The sequence below is a fragment of the Bacillus sp. DTU_2020_1000418_1_SI_GHA_SEK_038 genome, assembly GCF_032341175.1.
GTDB lineage: Bacteria > Bacillota > Bacilli > Bacillales > Cytobacillaceae > Cytobacillus.
Genome location: NZ_CP135435.1, coordinates 2,002,431 through 2,021,468 on the forward strand (window position 1 = coordinate 2,002,431; position 19,038 = coordinate 2,021,468).

At 36.5% G+C, this 19,038-nt stretch carries 16 protein-coding genes; 12 read left to right on the forward strand and 4 right to left on the reverse strand.

Features of this window, described 5'->3' with window-relative positions; translation table 11 throughout:
* Positions 1 to 176 precede the first annotated feature (176 nt).
* The 5 genes from RRV45_RS09940 (at position 177) to selB (ending at position 7,908) form a co-directional block, all read left to right on the forward strand.
* Positions 177 to 1,322, forward strand: coding sequence for an exonuclease SbcCD subunit D (locus RRV45_RS09940; RefSeq protein WP_315668655.1), 1,146 nt, complete (start codon positions 177 to 179; stop codon positions 1,320 to 1,322).
* Positions 1,319 to 4,453 carry an SMC family ATPase gene (locus tag RRV45_RS09945; RefSeq protein ID WP_315668656.1) on the forward strand — a complete coding sequence of 1,045 codons (3,135 nt, stop codon included), beginning with the start codon at positions 1,319 to 1,321 and terminating at the stop codon, positions 4,451 to 4,453. Before RRV45_RS09940 ends, RRV45_RS09945 begins: the two co-directional genes overlap by 4 nt.
* A gap of 104 nt (positions 4,454 to 4,557) precedes the next feature.
* Entirely contained in the window at positions 4,558 to 5,244 is a 687-nt protein-coding gene (locus RRV45_RS09950; protein WP_315668657.1) for a Dph6-related ATP pyrophosphatase, read from the forward strand.
* 41 nt (positions 5,245 to 5,285) lie between these two features.
* Positions 5,286 to 6,005, forward strand: coding sequence for a YwaF family protein (locus tag RRV45_RS09955; protein WP_315668658.1), 720 nt, complete (start codon positions 5,286 to 5,288; stop codon positions 6,003 to 6,005).
* A 16-nt stretch (positions 6,006 to 6,021) separates the two neighbouring features.
* Positions 6,022 to 7,908, forward strand: a complete 1,887-nt coding sequence (gene selB / locus RRV45_RS09960) for a selenocysteine-specific translation elongation factor (RefSeq protein WP_315668994.1) — start codon at positions 6,022 to 6,024, stop codon at positions 7,906 to 7,908.
* A 64-nt stretch (positions 7,909 to 7,972) separates the two neighbouring features.
* On the opposite strand, the gene RRV45_RS09965 is transcribed toward selB, so the two are convergent.
* The 3 genes from RRV45_RS09965 to RRV45_RS09975 form a co-directional block, all read right to left on the reverse strand.
* Complete coding sequence (locus RRV45_RS09965) at positions 7,973 to 9,022, reverse strand: M42 family metallopeptidase (RefSeq protein WP_315668659.1); 1,050 nt, start codon at positions 9,020 to 9,022, stop codon at positions 7,973 to 7,975.
* A gap of 126 nt (positions 9,023 to 9,148) precedes the next feature.
* The gene (locus tag RRV45_RS09970) at positions 9,149 to 9,763 is read right to left on the reverse strand and encodes a hypothetical protein (RefSeq protein ID WP_315668660.1); all 615 of its coding nucleotides are present in this window, start codon (positions 9,761 to 9,763) and stop codon (positions 9,149 to 9,151) included.
* A 109-nt stretch (positions 9,764 to 9,872) separates the two neighbouring features.
* Entirely contained in the window at positions 9,873 to 10,058 is a 186-nt protein-coding gene (locus RRV45_RS09975) for a hypothetical protein (protein ID WP_315668661.1), read from the reverse strand.
* A 318-nt stretch (positions 10,059 to 10,376) separates the two neighbouring features.
* Here RRV45_RS09975 and RRV45_RS09980 point away from each other — a divergent pair, with 318 nt between their 5' ends.
* The 7 genes from RRV45_RS09980 (at position 10,377) to RRV45_RS10010 (ending at position 17,255) form a co-directional block, all read left to right on the forward strand.
* Entirely contained in the window at positions 10,377 to 12,353 is a 1,977-nt protein-coding gene (locus tag RRV45_RS09980; protein WP_315668662.1) for an LTA synthase family protein, read from the forward strand.
* A 188-nt stretch (positions 12,354 to 12,541) separates the two neighbouring features.
* Positions 12,542 to 12,775: a hypothetical protein gene (locus RRV45_RS09985; RefSeq protein WP_315668663.1), complete on the forward strand. Its 234-nt coding sequence runs from the start codon at positions 12,542 to 12,544 to the stop codon at positions 12,773 to 12,775.
* Between the two features lie 160 nt (positions 12,776 to 12,935).
* Positions 12,936 to 13,613: a helix-turn-helix transcriptional regulator gene (locus tag RRV45_RS09990; protein WP_315668664.1), complete on the forward strand. Its 678-nt coding sequence runs from the start codon at positions 12,936 to 12,938 to the stop codon at positions 13,611 to 13,613.
* A gap of 38 nt (positions 13,614 to 13,651) precedes the next feature.
* A complete protein-coding gene (sdaAB, locus tag RRV45_RS09995) occupies positions 13,652 to 14,314 on the forward strand; it encodes an L-serine ammonia-lyase, iron-sulfur-dependent subunit beta (protein ID WP_315668665.1) in 663 nt (220 codons plus the stop codon).
* A 44-nt stretch (positions 14,315 to 14,358) separates the two neighbouring features.
* Entirely contained in the window at positions 14,359 to 15,240 is an 882-nt protein-coding gene (sdaAA, locus tag RRV45_RS10000) for an L-serine ammonia-lyase, iron-sulfur-dependent, subunit alpha (RefSeq protein ID WP_315668666.1), read from the forward strand.
* Positions 15,241 to 15,436: 196 nt separating this feature from the next.
* Positions 15,437 to 15,802: a hypothetical protein gene (locus tag RRV45_RS10005; RefSeq protein ID WP_315668668.1), complete on the forward strand. Its 366-nt coding sequence runs from the start codon at positions 15,437 to 15,439 to the stop codon at positions 15,800 to 15,802.
* Between the two features lie 205 nt (positions 15,803 to 16,007).
* Positions 16,008 to 17,255, forward strand: a complete 1,248-nt coding sequence (locus tag RRV45_RS10010; RefSeq protein WP_315668669.1) for an MFS transporter — start codon at positions 16,008 to 16,010, stop codon at positions 17,253 to 17,255.
* A gap of 35 nt (positions 17,256 to 17,290) precedes the next feature.
* Here RRV45_RS10010 and RRV45_RS10015 read toward each other — a convergent pair whose 3' ends face one another.
* Positions 17,291 to 18,664: a dipeptidase gene (locus RRV45_RS10015; RefSeq protein WP_315668671.1), complete on the reverse strand. Its 1,374-nt coding sequence runs from the start codon at positions 18,662 to 18,664 to the stop codon at positions 17,291 to 17,293.
* Between the last annotated feature and the right edge of the window lie 374 nt (positions 18,665 to 19,038).

A 19,038-nucleotide genomic window follows, 5' to 3' on the forward strand; every position in this document is an offset into this window, starting at 1 on the left:
TAATTGAAAATTGGAAATCCTTCTGTAGATATTGTTATAATAGGTACATATGTTCGTTTTTTGGTATCCACCTAGTAATTACTTCCTCAGACGTCTACACCAGACCTATAAAAACATAAATTTGATATAATGAGTGTATTTGAGACTAGTAATATAAAGATAAGAAGGTGAAGATTTTGAAATTTATTCATACAGCAGATTGGCATTTGGGAAAGCTTGTACATGGAATTTATATGACCGAAGACCAGCGTTACTTCTTGAAGCAATTTGTTGATCTTGTTGCGGAAGAAAAGCCGGACGCTGTTGTAATCGCCGGAGATTTATATGATCGGTCCGTACCGCCAACAGAGGCGGTGGAACTGCTTAATGACGTATTATTCAAAATCAATGTAGAGTTAAATACACCTATTGTAGCAATTGGCGGCAATCATGATAGTGCGGAACGATTGTCTTTTGGAAGCTCGTGGTACCGAAAAAGTCAGTTATATTTATCAGGTAAGCTTGATTCTAACGTTCATCCAATACATATAGGCGGTGTTAATTTTTATCTGGTACCATATGCTGAGCCGGGAATAGTTCGGCAAATGTTCGGAGATGACACCATTCATACGCATCAGGACGCGATGAAAGCGATTATTGGAAAAATTGAAGATACCTTAAACCCTAATGAAGCAAATGTATTAGTTGGTCATGCTTTTGTTCTAGGCGGAAAAACTAGCGATTCAGAGAGAACTCTTTCTGTAGGAGGTTCTGGATGTGTTGGGGCAGAATTATTTGAACCGTTTTCCTATACAGCACTTGGGCATCTTCATAGTCCTGATGCTCTTAAACATGAAAGGATTCGTTATTCTGGTTCTCTTCTAAAGTATTCGTTTTCGGAGTCGAAACAGGAAAAGTCAGTTTCCATTATCGAAATGGACGAAAAGGGTCATTTTGATTTGCGGGTTCGTAAACTATCTCCACAAAAGGATATGAGGGAAATAGAAGGATTTTTAGATGAATTGATGGATCCAGCATTTTACGAGAAACAAATGGCAGAAGATTATTTGAAAATCATTCTCCATGATGAAGGTGCCTTAATAGATCCGATTAATAAGCTTCGGCAAATCTATCCAAATGTTCTTCATCTAGAACGAAAAATCCACATTACTGATATGAAGAAGAAACAGTTTTTCACATCAGTAAAGGAAGAAAAAAAGACAGAGCTTGAACTTTTTCAGCAATTTTATCAGGAAATGACAACTTCGGAATTTACCGATGACAAGAAGGCTGTTATGACTGATGTGATTGAAAAAGCTTTGAAGGATGGTGCAGCGATATGAGACCTTTAAAGTTAATCATGCAGGCGTTTGGGCCATATGCAGGAACAGAAACGATAGATTTTACAATGCTTGGGAATAGAACAATGTTTGTAATTTCTGGAAAGACCGGCTCAGGAAAAACGACTATTTTTGATGGAATTAGCTATGCTATTTATGGGAAAGCAAGTGGGGAAGATCGTAATGGGCCTGAATTAAGGAGTCAATTTGCTAGGAATGAATTATTAACAGAGGTGACACTTAAGTTTTCTTTAAGAAATAAGACGTTCATTATTACAAGATCCCCTCAGCAGGAAAAGAAGAAGGAACGCGGGGATGGAATGACAACCATTAGTGCAAAAGCTGAATTGTACATGATCAATAGTGATGGGGACAAGCAGCTTCTTGCCTCAAATATACGTGATGTAGATGAAAAGATTAAAGAAATCATGATTATTGACAGTAATCAGTTCAGGCAAATCCTCATGATTCCTCAAGGAGAATTCAGGAAGCTCCTTACATCGGAGAGTAAGGATAAGGAAGTCATTTTGCAGCGGCTATTCCATACTCAAATATATAAGCGGATCGAGGAAAAGCTAAAGGAAGATGCAATCGATCTAAAGAAATCAGTTGAAAAGCAAGTAGAAAACCGTGATCAAGCCATTCAGCAAATTTCAGCTCTTTTTAATGAGGAGCTAAAAGGGTATTTAAATGCAGGGAGTGTGAATGATACGCTCATCATGCCTTTATTACAATTAGAAATGGAATCCATGACTGGAGAGCTGGGAAAGCTCGCAGATCAATTAAAGGATAAACAAGAAAAACGGGATTTACTTCAGCAGAAGCTATTTGAAGCAGAGACAATTGTAAAACAGCTAAAGGCTAAAGATGAATTAGAAAAACGGAAGACTGAACTTCATAATGAGAAGGATGTCTACAGTCAAATTGAGAAAAAAATTAATCTTGCCCAAAAAGCAGCCGTGCTAGCCCAGCAGGAAGAGCTCTGTCATCATTTGAAAAAAGAATCAGATGAGGCTAATAATGAGCTTCAGTCGTTAAATTCAAAGATTACGTCACTGTCAGCTCTTTTATATGAGCAGGAAAAGAAATGGGAAGAAGAAAAAGGTCGGGAAGATGAAAGAAGGGCACTAGCAGAGGAAATCAGTTCTCTTAAAAATATGAAAGAGGAAATTGAATCCCTGTCCTTCGTGAAAAATGAGGTAACTTTACTTGAAAAAGCTCTTGAAAAAAGCAAGATTGAAAAATTAGAGCTTGAAGATTCCCTAAAGAAATCAGAACAGGCTATCCTACTTTTACAAGAAGAAAAACAACAGATTGAGAGAGAACAGCTTACTTTTCTTCAAAATGCTCAACAATTAGAGAAATTAGAAGAAGAATTGTTAAGGTTTAATAAATACGAAGAACTTATTCTCCGCTATGATCAAGCAAAATTGAATTTTGAAAAACGAAAAGGTCATCATGATCATTACGTTTCGCGATTAGCTGATGTAAAGGAAACAATCGAACAACTGGAGCAAAAATGGCTTCACGGACAAGCTAGTCTACTTGCAAATAAGCTTCATGTTGGAGAAGCATGCCCTGTTTGCGGATCAAGGGAACACCCCAATATAGCAGCTATGTCAGATTCAATCCCTGATGAAAAAGATTTAAAAGCCGCAAAAAAACAGGCAGATGAGCTTGAAAAGGAAAAAGCAAAGGCTGAATCATCTTTTTATGAATCTCAGTCTATAGTAAATTCAATAAAAGAGTCGCTAGAATCACAGCTGAAAGAAATTAAGAATCAGCGTGATGATCTGACAATTAATTCATTACCGATGGTGAAAGAAACGATATTGGCGGAGAGAGACGATCTTGTTCAGAAACAAAGCGTTTTATCCAAAAGACAAGCTAAAATGCCAGCTTGCTTAAATGAGCTTAAATTATTGGAGCAGGATAGAGAGAAATTTTCAAAGAAGCTTAAATTGAACATGGAACAAATAAATAATGAAACTATTATTTTTACCGAGAAAAAAACACATTTAACAAGAATGATAGCGAAAATACCACCTGATCTACATTCGGCTGAGGTTTTTGAATCACGCTTGAAGAACGCCATTAAAAAGCAAGAGGATCTTATAAAGCTATTGGAAACTGTGCAGCAGCAATATCAGGACACAAAGGGAAGATTCCTCGGAGAATCGGCTAAATTTGAAACGATCAAAAAACAAGCTGATAGATTGAAAGAAAGATTGACAATGGAAAGAGAAGCTTTTGTTCAGAAAATGAATGATCAGGGTTTTGGAACCTACTCAGAATACAATGAATCGAAAAAGTCTGAACAGGAGATACAGTTGCTAGATCAATCATTAAGGGATTACCGGGAAGAGCTTCGATCCGTCCATGACCGTTATGAAGAGCTTACTATGCTGTTAAAAGACGTAGAAATGCCTGATTTAGAACAAATTAGTGAATCCTTTAAAGAAAATGAGGAACATATTCGTTTGCTTCAAGAGCAATATACCGACTTGTTTATGAAGAAAAAACATAATGAAGAAACAGCAGAAAAAATAATAGAAATCAATAAGCGTATGAAAGCACTGGAAGACAGGTACAAGTTAATTGGTCATTTATATGAAATCGCAAAGGGACAAAACACGTACCGTATTACTTTTGAGCGATTTGTTTTGGCCGCTTTTCTTGATGATATTTTAAGAGAAGCAAATGGAAGATTGAGAAAAATGACGAGTGGAAGATATGAGTTGTTAAGAAAAACCGATCGGTCAAAGGGGAATGTTCAAAGCGGCTTAGAGCTGCTTGTTTTTGATCAATATACTGGACAAGAAAGACATGTGAAAACCCTATCTGGAGGAGAGAGCTTTAAAGCAGCATTAGCTCTTGCCTTGGGATTAGCAGATGTTGTTCAGCAATATGCCGGCGGTGTTTCACTAGAAACAATGTTTATAGATGAGGGATTTGGAACTCTTGATCCAGAGTCCCTTGATCAAGCGATTGAAGCTTTAATGGATATACAAAGCAGCGGAAGACTGGTAGGAATTATTTCTCATGTACCTGAGCTCAAGGAAAGAATAGATGCCCGCCTTGAAGTGATTGCAACCCAAACAGGAAGCCAGACTGAATTTCAATTTTTATCTTAATACGATGGAAAGGAGCGAATCCGATGATTCAATCCTTTCTTTTTTCATAAACGGAGTACAATTTATGCTAATATAGGAATAAGTTAGATAGAAGGATGATTATTATGAAAAAAAGAGTGGCTTTATCCTGGAGCGGCGGAAAAGATGGCTGCCTCAGTCTGGATGTATTAACAAAGAATGGAATTGATGTTGTTTGTTTAGTGACGACAGTACCGGTTGAATTAGGCAGAACCTTTGGTCATGGTGAAAATTTAGAATTAGTAAAGCTCCAAGGGGAGTGCTTGGATATCCCTGTCGAGTTTATTTCCACCACCTTTGAGAAGTATACTGAAAGCTTCATCAATAAATTAACGATATTAAAAGATAAGTATCATCTAGAAGCCATCGCCTTTGGTGATTTGTATTTGGAAGGTCATCGTGAGTGGGGAGAAAAAATGGCAGATGCAGCTGGTCTTCAAGCGATATACCCGCTATGGGGAAAGCAGGAAGATGCTCTTCGTATGCTTGACGATTATCTCCAATCTGGTTATAAGGCAACAGTTATTCGTATTAGGGAGGATATTCTAGATGAAACGTGGTTAGGAAGGCAACTGGACTTTTCATTTTTTGAAGATGTAAAGACGAAGGAAATGTGTCCGATGGGTGAGTCGGGTGAATATCATTCATTTGTATATGATGGACCGTTGTTTAAGCAAAGTATTATCCTTAAGAATCCGGAAATTATTCAATTAGAGACTACGAAAAAACTGGAATTTAGCCAGTATGAACTACAGGCAAAGGATTGTATTTAACAAGGATCAACAAATATTAAATAAAAGAGAGGAATCCTTCATTGAACAATACATTTGGTCATGAATATTCTCTTTTCCCTTTTGAGGCATTTTCTTTTCAGCATTTGATGATGATTGTTATCTTAATAGGCGGTACGATTCTCCTTTATGCAAAGAAAAACTATTTGAAAGAACATGATAAGGCTGTAAGAATCCTCATGTTTTTAAGTCTGTTTGTTTTGGAAGCTATGTATCATATATGGCTTTTTAAAGATGGTTATTGGGATATATCCTTTACGCTGCCGCTTCAGCTTTGTTCGTTAAGTCTTATTCTTTGTCTTATTTTACTGACGACTAAATCAAAATTTATATTTCAAATTGTATTCTATATTGGAATTACGGGGGCAACAATGGCGGTAATAACTCCTGAGTTATTTCTTGGTTTTCCTCATTTTCGATATTTCCAATTTTTTATTACTCATATCTTTATCATTTGGACTTGTTTTTATTTTTGGATGATTCACGAATACTCACCTAATGGCAAGGGGCTAATCATGTCATTTTTATTTCTAAATGGAAGTGCATGTCTTGCCTTTGCTGCGAATAGAATGACTGGCGGGAATTATATGTTTCTAGCATTTAAACCATCCAATGCCTCATTATTAAATTATTTTGGTCCGTTTCCTTATTATATTGTAACTTTAGAGGGAGCGGCCTTATTCTTCTTCTTCCTTTTGCTCGTAATCTGCAATAAAGTTAAGCTAAAAGAAATTCAGAGGTAGGTGACAGCATTTGAATATGAAACGATATTTCACTATCGGTATGGCTGGCCATATCGATCATGGGAAGACAACGCTTACGAAAGCGCTGACAAATGTTGATACAGATAGATTGAAAGAGGAGAAGGAAAGACAAATCTCCATTGAACTTGGGTTTGCTTCTTTATATGAAGATCATGAACTGGAAATTTCCGTTGTTGATGTTCCAGGTCATGAACGTTTTATTAGACAGATGATTGCAGGTGTTGCAGGGATCGATTTAGTTATACTCGTTGTTGCAGCTGATGAAGGAGTCATGCCGCAAACCCGAGAGCATTTACATATACTTGGTTTATTAGGAATTAAGAACGGAATTATTGCGGTTACAAAAATTAATCGTGTTGAAAATGATTTTATTGACCTTGTTAAGGATGATATTTTGGATGAATTAAAAGATACTGTATTTGAACATGCACCATTGATGCTTGTCGATAGTTTAACTGGACAAGGAATAGAGGATTTGAAACATTTAATTATTGACGAACTAAAAAAACGGGAAACTAGAGACAGTAAAGGTGCTTTTCGTCTTCCTATTGATCAAGTGTTCTCTGTGAAAGGGCAAGGTACTGTTGTCAGAGGGACTGTCTATGAAGGATCAGTAGAGGAAGGACAAGCATTAAAGATTATGCCAAAAGGGCTGGGAACCCGTGCAAGACAGCTTCAGGTCCATCACAAATCGGCTAATAGCGCCTATGCTGGTCAACGGACAGCAATAAATTTATCCGGAATCGCAAAGGAGGACATCCAGCGTGGTGATGTTCTAGTCTCTTCAGAACATTTTATTGTCACACAAACGATTGATGTCGCCCTTCGTCTGGCAGGTGATTTGGAATACATGGTGAAGCAGCGTATGCCTATTAAATGTCATCTTGGAACAGCTGAAGTAATGGGGCGGATTGTGTTATTTGACCGTAATGACATTAAGACGGACGCGGAGGAAATTCTTTGTCAAATCCGCTTGGAAGAGGAGATTGTCACAAAAAGAGGAGACCGCTTTATTTTAAGACGTCCTAGTCCACAGGAGACAATCGGCGGCGGATGGGTCATTGATCCTAAAGGGGAAAAATATCGATTTGGCCAAAAGACAGTTGATGAGCTTGAAAAGAAAAAAGAAGGTACACCGAAAGAAAGAATTTATGCTGCCCTTCATGAGGCCAAAAGTTTGCCGTTTCAAGAGATTTTGAAAAGAACATCCATTTCTGAACAAGATCTGCAAAACTATTTAATAGATGAAGAATTTCTCCTATATGGAGGAAAAGAGTACACACTGCTTATCATCAAGGAATCAATTGAAAAAGACATGATCACTTTATTACAAGGCTTCCACGGTGAGAATCCTTTGAAACTTGGGATGAATAAGGCGGAGCTATTGCAATTAATTAGTAAGCAATATCCGAAGAGACTAGCAGAATATGTGTTAGAAAAGGGGATAGAAACTACTATTTTTGGTAAAAAGGACCAATTTATTTTCCATAGCGAGTTTACACCTCATGTACCAAAAAGCTGGCAGAAGCGCACAGAAAATATGCTTGCAGATTTGAAAAAAGATGGATTAAAGGTTAAGTATTTCAATGATTATATAACAAAAGCTGGCATTCCAAGTGATTTAGCACTCGACTTAACGAAGTTTCTGGCGGATACCGAAGAAGTGATCTCTCTTGATGAACAATTTTATTGGCATGCGGAGCACTTTAATCAAGCTGTAGAGCAATTAAGAAGTGGAACTGCGATAGAATTTGAAGTCGGTGATGCAAAAGACATTCTCGATCTTTCGCGGAAATATATGATTCCGTTTCTTGAGAAGCTTGATTCTTTAGGTTATACAAAGAGAGTCGAAAATAAAAGGGTTTGGCAGGAAAGTAAATAATCCATTCGGAAGTTTGCAGCAAAAAGTAAACCAAGCCACTAACTAAGGCTTGGTTTACCAATGTTTACTCTATCATATCTGACAACACGTAATGATAGAGTAATTTAGCTGTATGATCAATGGATGACTTATGAGTACGTTCAAAAGCATGGGAGGAATCAATCCCAGGTCCAACTAATCCATGAACGATATCATGACCTGAACGGATTGCGGCAGATGCATCTGAACCATAATATGGATAAATATCAAGCTTATATTCAATCTGGTTATCGATTGCAAGCTGAACAAGTTTTTTTCTTAAACCATAGTGATAAGGTCCACTCGCATCCTTTACACAAATAGATACTGTGTATTCATCGGTCGACTGACCATCACCCATCGCTCCCATATCTACTGCCAAATATTCAACTGTTTCTGGAGTAATGTTCGAATTACCTCCATAACCAATTTCCTCATTATTAGAAATTAAAAAATGGGTAGTATAAGGTAGTTCGATTTTCTCAAGCTTGATTTGCTTTATTAATTGCAGGAGAATTCCGACACTTGCTTTATCGTCTAAATGTCTTGATTTAATAAATCCGGCTGGCGTTATTTCCACTCGGGGGTCAAAGGAAATAAAATCTCCAACCTCAATCCCTAAGGCACGAACGTCCTCTGCATTATGTACTACTTCATCTAAACGCACTTCCATATTTTCTTGGTTTCTCTCAAATTTACCGGCATCTTTGTAAACGTGGACGGATGTCTGATGCATTAAAATTGTCCCGGTGTATTTTTTTCCTGAAGTCGTTTCAATTTCGCAATATTCCCCTTCAATTGAATTGTATTTAAATCCGCCAATTAGGTCGAGCTTCAACCTTCCGCTCGGTTTAATTTCTTTAACGATAGCTCCAAGCGTGTCTACGTGAGCTGTAAGCATTCGATGATTCTTTTCATCCTGGCCGCTAATCGTTGCAATTAGACCGCCTTTTCGATTTCGTTTTGTTTCGATCTCTAATTCACTCAGGTAATTTTCAACGAAGGTAATAACCTCATTTGTATTTCCAGATGGACTTGGAATGGAAACAAGCTTAGATATTAATTGAATAATCTCATCCGTATGAGAATATGACATATGTATGGCCCCTCTCTAAGAAAATCATGCATCTTCCATATTATACTTCTTTATACTGTCATAATAAATGAATTAGAGGCATGCTTAATAACCGAAATGGTTCATTTAGCATGCCTCACAAATTTATCATTGAATATTTTCAAGCTCTGAAGTAACTGAGTAATCATCCGTATTCTTTTCTGATGAAATAAATTCCTGCTTGACCATACCCATTCCTGGTGCCCAATACTTTCGAACAATCGTCTCATTTTCTTTATCCTGCTGCTCTATGATGATGACATTTTTTACATTGCCGATAGGGAGTGCCAGCTCGGCATTTGTATGAGTTATCGTAAAGCCATTAAATGTTTTTCCAGCTTGCAATGGTTTTATTAACAGAGGAACAGGTTTAAAATGCTTTTTTAATTCTTCCAATGATGGAATCGTCTCATCATAATATTCAGGCTGCTCGTAAACCCTATAAATTCCGTCATCTGTAAACTTATAAATTCTTAATATTCTAGTGCCGCCATTGTCAATTATGGAAGGAAGATAGCTATCTGTTCTTTGATAAAAAACTTCTGTAAAGGCTGCATATTCATTCCCCTCACCATGATATTCATATTTTTTATTTGCCTGAGGAAAATACTCATCAATCTTTATTTCTTCGGGAGAAAATTTTGGTTTTGGTGATTGGGGTTGTTTTTCGGTACACCCCGTTAATAAAAGAAATCCAATGAGAATAAATAAGTATTTGTTCATCGTTTAATCTCCTTTAATTGTTTGACGAAATAATTATTAAAAAGTTACATTTTGCTTACTTATCATTATGTATGGCAGGGGATCAAGCAAAGATCCCCTAGTTTAAGATTTATTTACCAATTAGCGCTTTGACTCCTAGATAAAGCAGCGCTAAAGAGAAAACAATGATTGCAATTCCGCCTAAGATATGAAAAAAACTCGCAATCCCTGCCGAGATCACAGCAGATGTAGGAACTTTAATTAATGCAAATCCAGCCAAAATACATGCTAAATAAAGTAAAGCTAATGAATGCATGAATATCCCTCCTTTACTACAATTTATGTAAAAAGAGAGGGGGTTGTTTGGGTATAAGAACTTATTTAGAGTGAATTTTTTATGGTAATTATTAGTAGGCAGCTTAACTTTTCATCGAACTAATTATTGAATTTTTTGCAGAATTTTGAAGAAATAATACTAATAATATATTGTAAATCCCTGTTTAATTTTTATTTTTTTTATGTTATATTATAAATCGTTCACCAAACCCATATTCATTTGATTACGAATAAATAACTTATGTAAACTTAGCGATTGCTAAGTTTTTCTGATTTTTACAATTGTGAGGTGTAAATTATGAAAAAATTATTACCTTTAACAAAGGAATTGATGAAAGAAAAAAGAATGAGAATTTTCTTCTTTATTGTCATTCTCTTTTGGTTAAAGACATATGCAGCTTATAGAATAGAATTTAGTTTAGGAATTGATAATAAACTTCAAGAATTTTTATTGATTCTTAATCCATTAAGTTCAGCATTATTATTCCTAGGTTTTGCATTATTTTTTAAAGGAAGATTACAATCCGCATTATTCATTACGATGAACTTCCTGATGTCGTTTTTATTGTATGCAAATATTGTTTATTACCGATTCTTTGATGACTTTATTACCGTTCCAGTAATCATGCAAACAAAGACGAATGGAGGGCAATTAGGCGAAAGTGCTTTATCCTTAATGAGTCCTTTTGATGTATTTTACTTTATTGATACAATTATTCTTGCAATTTTTGTCTTTAAAAAATGGTACAACCCTAGTAAGACAGTGAGCAGAAAGCCGGCGAAATATGTAATTACGGCAGCTATCCTAACATTTATTATTAATCTTGGATTGGCTGAATCAGATCGTCCACAATTGCTTACTCGTTCTTTCGACAGAAATTATCTTGTGAAATATTTAGGTGCTTACAATTTCTCTGTTTATGATGTTATTCAGAATGCACGATCAGCTAGTCAAAGAGCATTGGCTGATTCAAATGACATTACGGAAGTGGAGAACTATATTAAAGCTAATTATGCGGCTCCAAATCCTGAATACTTTGGTAAAGCTAAGGGAATGAATGTGATTTACATTTCTTTAGAATCACTTCAAACCTTTATTATTGATTACAAGTTAAATGGGCAAGAGGTTACTCCATTTTTGAACTCATTAGCACATAATGGCGAAACCTTCTATTTTGATAATATTATTAACCAAACAGGTCAAGGAAAAACATCGGATGCTGAATTTATTATGGATAATTCCTTATATCCGATGTCGCAAGGTTCTGTCTATGTAACAAAAGCTCAAAATACGTATCATGCTGCACCAGCTATTTTGAAAACACATGGATATACGTCTGCAGCTTTCCACGGCAACTATAAAACGTTTTGGAACCGAAACGAAATGTACCGTTCTTTAGGCTATGATCACTTTTTCGATGCCGAATACTATGATATGAGTGAAGAAAATACGAAAAACTATGGTATGAAGGATAAACCATTCTTTACTGAATCCATGCCATTACTTGAAAGTCTGCCACAGCCTTTCTATACAAAATTTATTACTTTATCTAATCACTTTCCATTTAAAATGGATGAAGGGGATACTGCTTTCCCAGCTGCTGAAACTGACAATAAGGTAGTGAATCAATACTTCCAGTCTGCACATTATATGGATCAGGCAATTGAACAGTTCTTTAATGACCTTAAAGCATCTGGATTATACGATAATACAGTTATTGTCATGTATGGTGACCATTATGGCATTTCAGAGAACCATAATGATGCGATGGCTGAAATTATCGGTAAAGAAGTTACTCCTTTTGAATATGCTAGAAATCTGCAAAGAATTCCGGTATTCATCCATGTACCTGGTGTAGAAGGCGGAGCTCAGCATCAAATTGGCGGCCAAGTAGATGTTCGTCCAACAGTGCTGCATTTATTAGGAATTGATACGAAGGATTATTTAGAAATTGGCTCTGACCTATTATCTGAAAAGCACCGTGAAATCGTACCATTCCGCAATGGAGACTTTGTCTCTCCGAAAGTGACCCAAGTGGATGAAAAATTCTATTCCAATGAAACAGGTGAACTTGTAGATGGAGAAGAATATGCACATTTAGTTGAAAAAGCAAAAGCTGAACTGCAAATATCAGATAACATCGTGTATAAAGACCTTTTAAGATTCTATCAGCCAGATGGCTTTGAACCAATTAACAGAAATGATTATCAGTATATAAAAAAAGAAGACCCGATCCTAAGTGAAACAGGAAGACAGTCGGGCAGTGTAGAATAATGGTAAGAGCGAAGAGTAAATCTTCGCTCTTTTTTGCATTAAAGCTGCTTACAGCTATAGCTTTGTGAGATGCAAATATTATATTTAACATAATAGTATTATGTAAATAAAGCTGTTATAAATTAGACTATCGATCATCAATATAGTAAATTAATGTTATAAGCTTAATCAGTCAGGAGGAATTAATAATGAGCGAGTGTAAATTGGATCATTCACATGAAGATGTAAGACTGAAGTACGAGCAGCAAAAGGCTTTTTTACCTCATGAAATGGCTCCTCTTTTTGAGACTTTCTTTAATCAAGAACATACACAGGATATATTGAATGAAGTTTTTCACCTGTTGAAGAAATATGATTTGGCCACAGAAGATGAAAAAGAGCAGCGGGAAAATCGCTTGAATTTAGTTTTAAAAAATGTATAAATTGGAATTTGAAAGAAGACCTGTTAAGCAGAGTCTTCTTTTTTTACGAATGGCTGTTGCAAAATTTTTGTAGCTATTAAAATATTATTTTAACTACACAAATTTTGTGATATTATGATATTACTAATATTAATAAAGAGTTTGTGAAGGATGTGGAGAATTGAGGGAATCTAATCGCCCAATATTTGATTTAGCAATTCGCACAGCCGATATGCTTGTAAGGATGTTTGGTTCTCGTTGTGAAGTGGCCGTTCATGATTTCTCTGATTTGAAAAGGTCGCTTATTCATCTTGCAGGGAGTGTGACTGGAAGAAAAATTGGTTCTCCCATAACGGATCTCGTGTTGCATGAGCTGGCAAAGAAGGATCAGGATATCGAGGATATTCCGAGCTATAAAACACAGTCAAGCAAAGGGAATGTGATGAAATCAGCAACAATCTTCCTTCGTGATTCACACAGTAAGATTATCGGTGCTTTATGTATTAATTATGATATAAGTCTTTTAATGCAGTTTAGCGGGGAACTGGAAGAATTTATTAGCTTTGATGAACAGCAGCATACAAAATCAGAAAACTTCTTCACCTCTGTACAAGAGGTGATTCATGAAATGGTTGAACAAGTTTTGCTCGGATTCAAGAAAGCGCCATCCTTAATGAGTCTGGACGAAAAAGTGGAGTGTGTTCGCCAGCTTGATGAAAAAGGAACCTTTCTAATAAAGGGTGCAACAGATTATGTAGCATCAGTTCTCGGAGTTTCGAAATTCACTGTATACAATTATTTGCAAAAAATTAGAACAATAAATGAACTTCAGCCAGAAGAGCTTGCAGAACATAAATAATTTTAATCTCATAAATTAAGAATAAAGGAGCATTCGATATGAAATATAGATCAGCTTTTGATATTATCGGTCCGGTTATGATCGGCCCATCCAGCTCTCATACGGCAGGAGCTGCAAGAATTGGCCGTGTGGCGAGAACTTTGTTTAATCGGCTTCCAAAAAAAGCAGTTATTTCATTATACGGTTCATTTGCCAAGACCTATAAAGGCCATGGTACGGATGTAGCAATTGTTGGCGGGCTCTTAGATTTTGATACGTTCGATGAGCGTATTCCTTCTTCACTGAAGCTTGCCGAGGAGGCGGGAATGGAGATAGTATTTTCCGTAGAAGAAATGATACCGGATCACCCAAATACCGTTCGGATTAATTTATACGATGAAACAGGTGATTTAGAGGTTGTTGGAATTTCAATTGGTGGAGGCACGATTGAAATAACGGAACTAAATTCATTTAAGCTTAAATTGTCTGGGGAGCACCCAGCAATTCTTGTTGTTCATAACGATCAATTTGGGGTTATCTCATCTGTTACCCAAATACTTGCCAATCATGAAATCAATATTGGTCATATGGAGGTTTCCCGTAAGGAAAAAGGAAAAATGGCCTTAATGGTAATAGAGGTGGATCAAAAAATCCATCAGGACGTCATTGTTGAAATAGAAAATGTTCCAAATGTAACTCAAATTATTAGAATGGTTGACTAATGCCAGGGTGCATTTGATTATAAGCCAGGAATAGGGGTGGAAAGATGATTTTATTTAGAAATGTAGCTGAACTTGTTAAGCTTGCCGAAAGTAAACAAGTGAAAATAGCAGAAATTATGATTCAGCAGGAAATTGAAGTGACTGGGCTTACTAGAGAAGAAATTATTGCCAAGATGGATCGTAACTTAACAGTGATGGAGGAAGCTGTTGAACGCGGTCTTAAAGGAGTAACTTCAGTCTCTGGTTTAACAGGCGGAGATGCAGTTCTTCTGCAAAATTATATTAAAAGCGGGAAATCATTATCTGGTAATATTCTGCTCGATGCGGTAAGTAAAGCAGTTGCAACGAATGAGGTTAACGCAGCGATGGGGACTATTTGCGCAACTCCAACTGCAGGTTCTGCAGGTGTTGTACCTGGTACATTATTTGCAGTGAAGGAAGTTTTAAATCCAACGAGAATGGAAATGATTGAATTCTTGTTTACCTCTGCAGCCTTTGGATTTGTAGTGGCAAACAATGCGTCAATCTCTGGTGCGGCTGGCGGCTGTCAGGCTGAGGTAGGATCGGCAAGCGGAATGGCGGCTGCCTCTATTGTCGAACTTGCCGGCGGTACACCTAGACAAGCTGCTGAGGCAATGGCCATAACATTGAAAAATATGCTTGGCTTAGTATGTGACCCTGTTGCAGGATTAGTAGAAGTACCTTGTGTGAAACGTAATGCAATGGGGGCTTCAAATGCGATGACTGCAGCTGATATGGCTCTAGCTGGCATTAAAAGCCGAATTCCATGTGATGAAGTCATTCATGCGATGTTCTTAATCGGTCAGTCGATGCCGTCAGCATTAAGAGAAACGGCTGAAGGCGGCCTTGCAGCAACTCCAACAGGACGAAGACTTGAAGCAGAAATATTTGGCGAAAAAAAATAATAAACATGAGTGGCCTGGATATGATAAATGTCCAGGTTTTTTATTGTTCAGTTTCAATGTATTTTCTTCGTTTGTTTTTGTTATTCACATATCTGACATAGTTTAGAAAATCAAAATAATTGTAAATAAATGTCCACAGATTCCATCTAGTTTATGGTGGTAAGATGAAAGTAATAATAATAAGGAGCGATAGGTGATGGAGGAGATATTAACGAAAATATTGCATGGAATGAATGACATTAGAGACCAAGTGGCAGAAATCAGCGATAACATTAAATCACTGGAGAGACGGCTGGATAGACTGGAAAAAGTCGATAGCATTGAACATCGAATAGAAGTGAATCAAATTGATTTGTCTGATATTAAGGATATAGTTTCAAAAATGGAATCCTACCAAAAAGAAGAATTAAATGACTTTTTTCAGTATTTGAAGGGGGCTTCAATTAAAATATTCAGCGAAGAATTACTTTGTATTAATCAGCGCCTAGATGCACAATTAACGAAAATTGCCAAAAACGAAGAAGCGATTTTGATGATGAAGGAAAAGAACAAGGTCAGCTGATTATTTTTTGAAATTTACTCTATATGAAGAGGCCGGAAATCGGCTTCTTTTTCATTTTCTGAAAGTAGTAGTTCGCAGGTATAAAAATTTTCGTAAAACTGCAGAAACCCTCTTGCAACTTATAGGAAGAGGGATTATGATAGCTAGAGAAAATTTATTTAGAATATCGAAATAAATAGTTACATGAATGAAGGAAGAGAGACAAATGCCACAGTCCTATAGTACTTTAAAGGCAAATGAAAAGCTTAGTATTCGAAATGGAATAGCAACAACGATAATCCTAAATATTAGCAATAATTATTTTCCCTTGTTCGCCATCAGTGTTCTTGGGGCTACTAATTATCAGGTTGGATTAATTAGCTCATTGCCACAATTTGTCGGGATGTTCGCGATGCTGATTGGATCAATTATTTTAAGCAGATTAGAAGAAAAAAAGAAATTTACCGCTTACTCCTTTCTGGCTGCTCGTTTGTTTCTCATCGCGATGTTTTTTGTCATTTTTCTCCCTGTTGAGTATCGGAGCTGGGTATTTGTTCTTTTAGTGGGGTTGATGAATTTACCAGGTTCGTTTGCCAATTTAAGCTGGCAATCCTTTATAGGAGATCTTATTCCTGACGATAGAAGAAGCGGCTTTTTTAGTGAGAGAAATAAAATGATGACCATTGTTGGGATGATATCAACCTTCTTGATAGGTATTCTCTTACAGCAATTTGATAAAAGCAATGCTTTGCCATTTCAGCTGCTATTTATTTGTGCATTCCTTTTCGGATTAATGGAAGTTTACTATTTAATGAAGCATAAGGAAAAAAAGAATGATAAAAAAATAGAAAAGAAGAAACTAAATCTTGGCATCTATGTTTATAAACATAAACCATTTGTCTATTTTTTAGTTTGCTGCTTGTTTTTTAATTTTGGGTGGCAAATGGCGTGGTCATTATTTAGTATTTACCAAATAAAATATGCAGGAGCGACTGCTTTATGGATCAGTTTATTTACAGTTTCCAATCAAATTGCACAGATAGCCAGTTTTAAATGGTGGGGGAGAATGGCCGATAAACACAGCAATGCAAAGATGCTGATTTTCGTATCTTTAGGAATGGCCAGTACTCCTATTTTGACTGTTCTTTCCACTAATTTAGTTTATCTTGTCATTGTAAATGCCTCCTCTGGCTTATTTGTCTCGGGGACCGTGTTATTATTATTTAATCATTTATTAGAGGTTACGAAAGAGGATAATCGCAGTACCTATATTTCGAATTATAATATATTGTTAGCACTTGTAGCGTTTATTGCTCCACAGTTCGGTGTTTTCCTCCTTGAGAATACGAGTATGGACGTGGCGATGATTATTTCTACGATTATAAGAGGTGCTAGCGCCATACTTTTCTTTTTTATGTTTTTATATATGCGAAAAAGCCATGCCGGTACAGTCGGTAGTAAAGTGCTTGGATAAATGGAAAGACGCCAGCTAAAGTGGCGTCTTTTCCCTTATATTGATTTCTCTAGTTCATACCAATAATGACAAAGAGTATCAAGGCCTTTGTCAAAGTTCTCCAAATGGAAATGCTCATTTGGCGCATGGAAATTTTCATCAGGCAGACCAAAACCCATTAATACAACAGGAAGCTGTAATATTTGATCAAATGCCGCTACGATCGGAATGGATCCGCCTCCACGTGTATAGGATGTAGGAACTCCATAAACCTTTTCATAGGCACGGCCAGCAGCCTGGATAGCCGGATGGTCAAAAGGAGTGACATACGGTGAACCTTTATCAAATAGAGAAATATTCACTTCTACACCCTTTGGTTTATTTTTCTCGATATGTTGCTTTAGAAGGCTGACAATTTCATCAGGATCTTGATTTGGAACTAAGCGGCAAGTGATCTTTGCCGTAGCTTCAGAAGGGATGACTGTTTTAATGCCTTCTCCTTGGAAACCTCCATAAATTCCATTTACTTCAAGTGTTGGTCTAACCCATAATCTTTCTAATGTCGAAAATCCAAGTTCCCCGAATAATTCTGTAACACCAGCTTGCTGCTTAAAGCTTTCATCATTCATTTCCAATGCATCATATGCTTGTTTTTCATCTTCAGTTAAAGGCTGAACTTGATCATAAAATCCATCTACTGTGATTTTGCCATCGATATCATGAAATGTATTAACTAGTTGGACTAGAGCGTGAATAGGGTTTTGTACAGCTCCGCCATATAACCCCGAATGCAGATCTCCTTTTGCACCTTTCACATCAATTTGTAAGCCGCATAAACCGCGTAGACCATAGCAAATAGTAGGCCTTCCTTTATCAATCATGCCTGTATCCGATATAACAATCACATCAGCTGATAAAAGCACTTTATTCTCTTCAACAAATGTTGGAAGGTTAGGACTTCCAATCTCCTCTTCACCTTCAATGCAAAACTTGAAGTTTACCGGAAGTGTGCCAGTTGTTTGAAGAATCGCTTCAATGGCTTTCAAATGCATGAATACTTGTCCTTTATCATCACTGGCCCCACGTGCATATATTTTTTCATCTCTAATGTCTGCTTCAAATGGAGAAGTCTCCCATAAATGAAGGGGATCAACTGGCTGTACATCATAGTGGCCGTAGATAAGAACTGTTGGTTTTCCTTCGGCCTTTAACCAGTCTCCATAAACAACGGGATGTCCTTTTGTTTCATAAATTTCTACATGTTCCATTCCTATTTTTGTCAGTGAATCAGCCGTCCATTGTGCTGCCCTTTGTACATCGCCTTTATGGTCGGGCAGGGCACTAATACTTGGTATCGCTAAAAATTCGAAAAGCTCCTTAAGATGAATTTCTCTTTTATCTTGTAGAAAATCCAATACTGCTTGATCCATTATCCGTTCCTCCATTTCCTTTGTAAAAATTCCAGAATGACCATTACATAATCCTTCCAAATTGTCTGTCCTATTTAAATATAACATAGGCCGCCGTTTTGATAAAAACCCTAAACAACTATAGAAAGGCATCGGATGTTCAATAAAAAAAATAGGTTAAAAGAATATATAAAATTTTCAGAAAACTAATTGACTTTTAATCATTTCCACGGTATCTTTGTGTTAAATATATGACACATAATATACAGCACGATAAATTTACGTTATATAAATTTTCTTGAAGCATAAATATTTATATTCAAGCAAGCGAATTGCATGACGTTATAGAAAATTCATTAATATTTGGGGGTGAGTAATTTGTCAGAAACGATTTT

Excerpts from the sequence above, each read along its gene's own strand:
- sdaAA (WP_315668666.1), top strand. The coding sequence starts at position 14,359 with ATGATTTTATTTAGAAATGTAGCTGAACTTGTTAAGCTTGCCGAAAGT.
- RRV45_RS09950 (WP_315668657.1), top strand. The coding sequence starts at position 4,558 with ATGAAAAAAAGAGTGGCTTTATCCTGGAGCGGCGGAAAAGATGGCTGC.
- RRV45_RS09945 (WP_315668656.1), top strand. The coding sequence starts at position 1,319 with ATGAGACCTTTAAAGTTAATCATGCAGGCGTTTGGGCCATATGCAGGA.
- RRV45_RS09980 (WP_315668662.1), top strand. The coding sequence starts at position 10,377 with ATGAAAAAATTATTACCTTTAACAAAGGAATTGATGAAAGAAAAAAGA.
- RRV45_RS10010 (WP_315668669.1), top strand. The coding sequence starts at position 16,008 with ATGCCACAGTCCTATAGTACTTTAAAGGCAAATGAAAAGCTTAGTATT.
- RRV45_RS09970 (WP_315668660.1), bottom strand. The coding sequence starts at position 9,763 with ATGAACAAATACTTATTTATTCTCATTGGATTTCTTTTATTAACGGGG.
- RRV45_RS09985 (WP_315668663.1), top strand. The coding sequence starts at position 12,542 with ATGAGCGAGTGTAAATTGGATCATTCACATGAAGATGTAAGACTGAAG.
- RRV45_RS10015 (WP_315668671.1), bottom strand. The coding sequence starts at position 18,664 with ATGGATCAAGCAGTATTGGATTTTCTACAAGATAAAAGAGAAATTCAT.
- RRV45_RS10005 (WP_315668668.1), top strand. The coding sequence starts at position 15,437 with ATGGAGGAGATATTAACGAAAATATTGCATGGAATGAATGACATTAGA.
- RRV45_RS09965 (WP_315668659.1), bottom strand. The coding sequence starts at position 9,022 with ATGTCATATTCTCATACGGATGAGATTATTCAATTAATATCTAAGCTT.
- sdaAB (WP_315668665.1), top strand. The coding sequence starts at position 13,652 with ATGAAATATAGATCAGCTTTTGATATTATCGGTCCGGTTATGATCGGC.
- selB (WP_315668994.1), top strand. The coding sequence starts at position 6,022 with ATGAAACGATATTTCACTATCGGTATGGCTGGCCATATCGATCATGGG.
- RRV45_RS09975 (WP_315668661.1), bottom strand. The coding sequence starts at position 10,058 with ATGCATTCATTAGCTTTACTTTATTTAGCATGTATTTTGGCTGGATTT.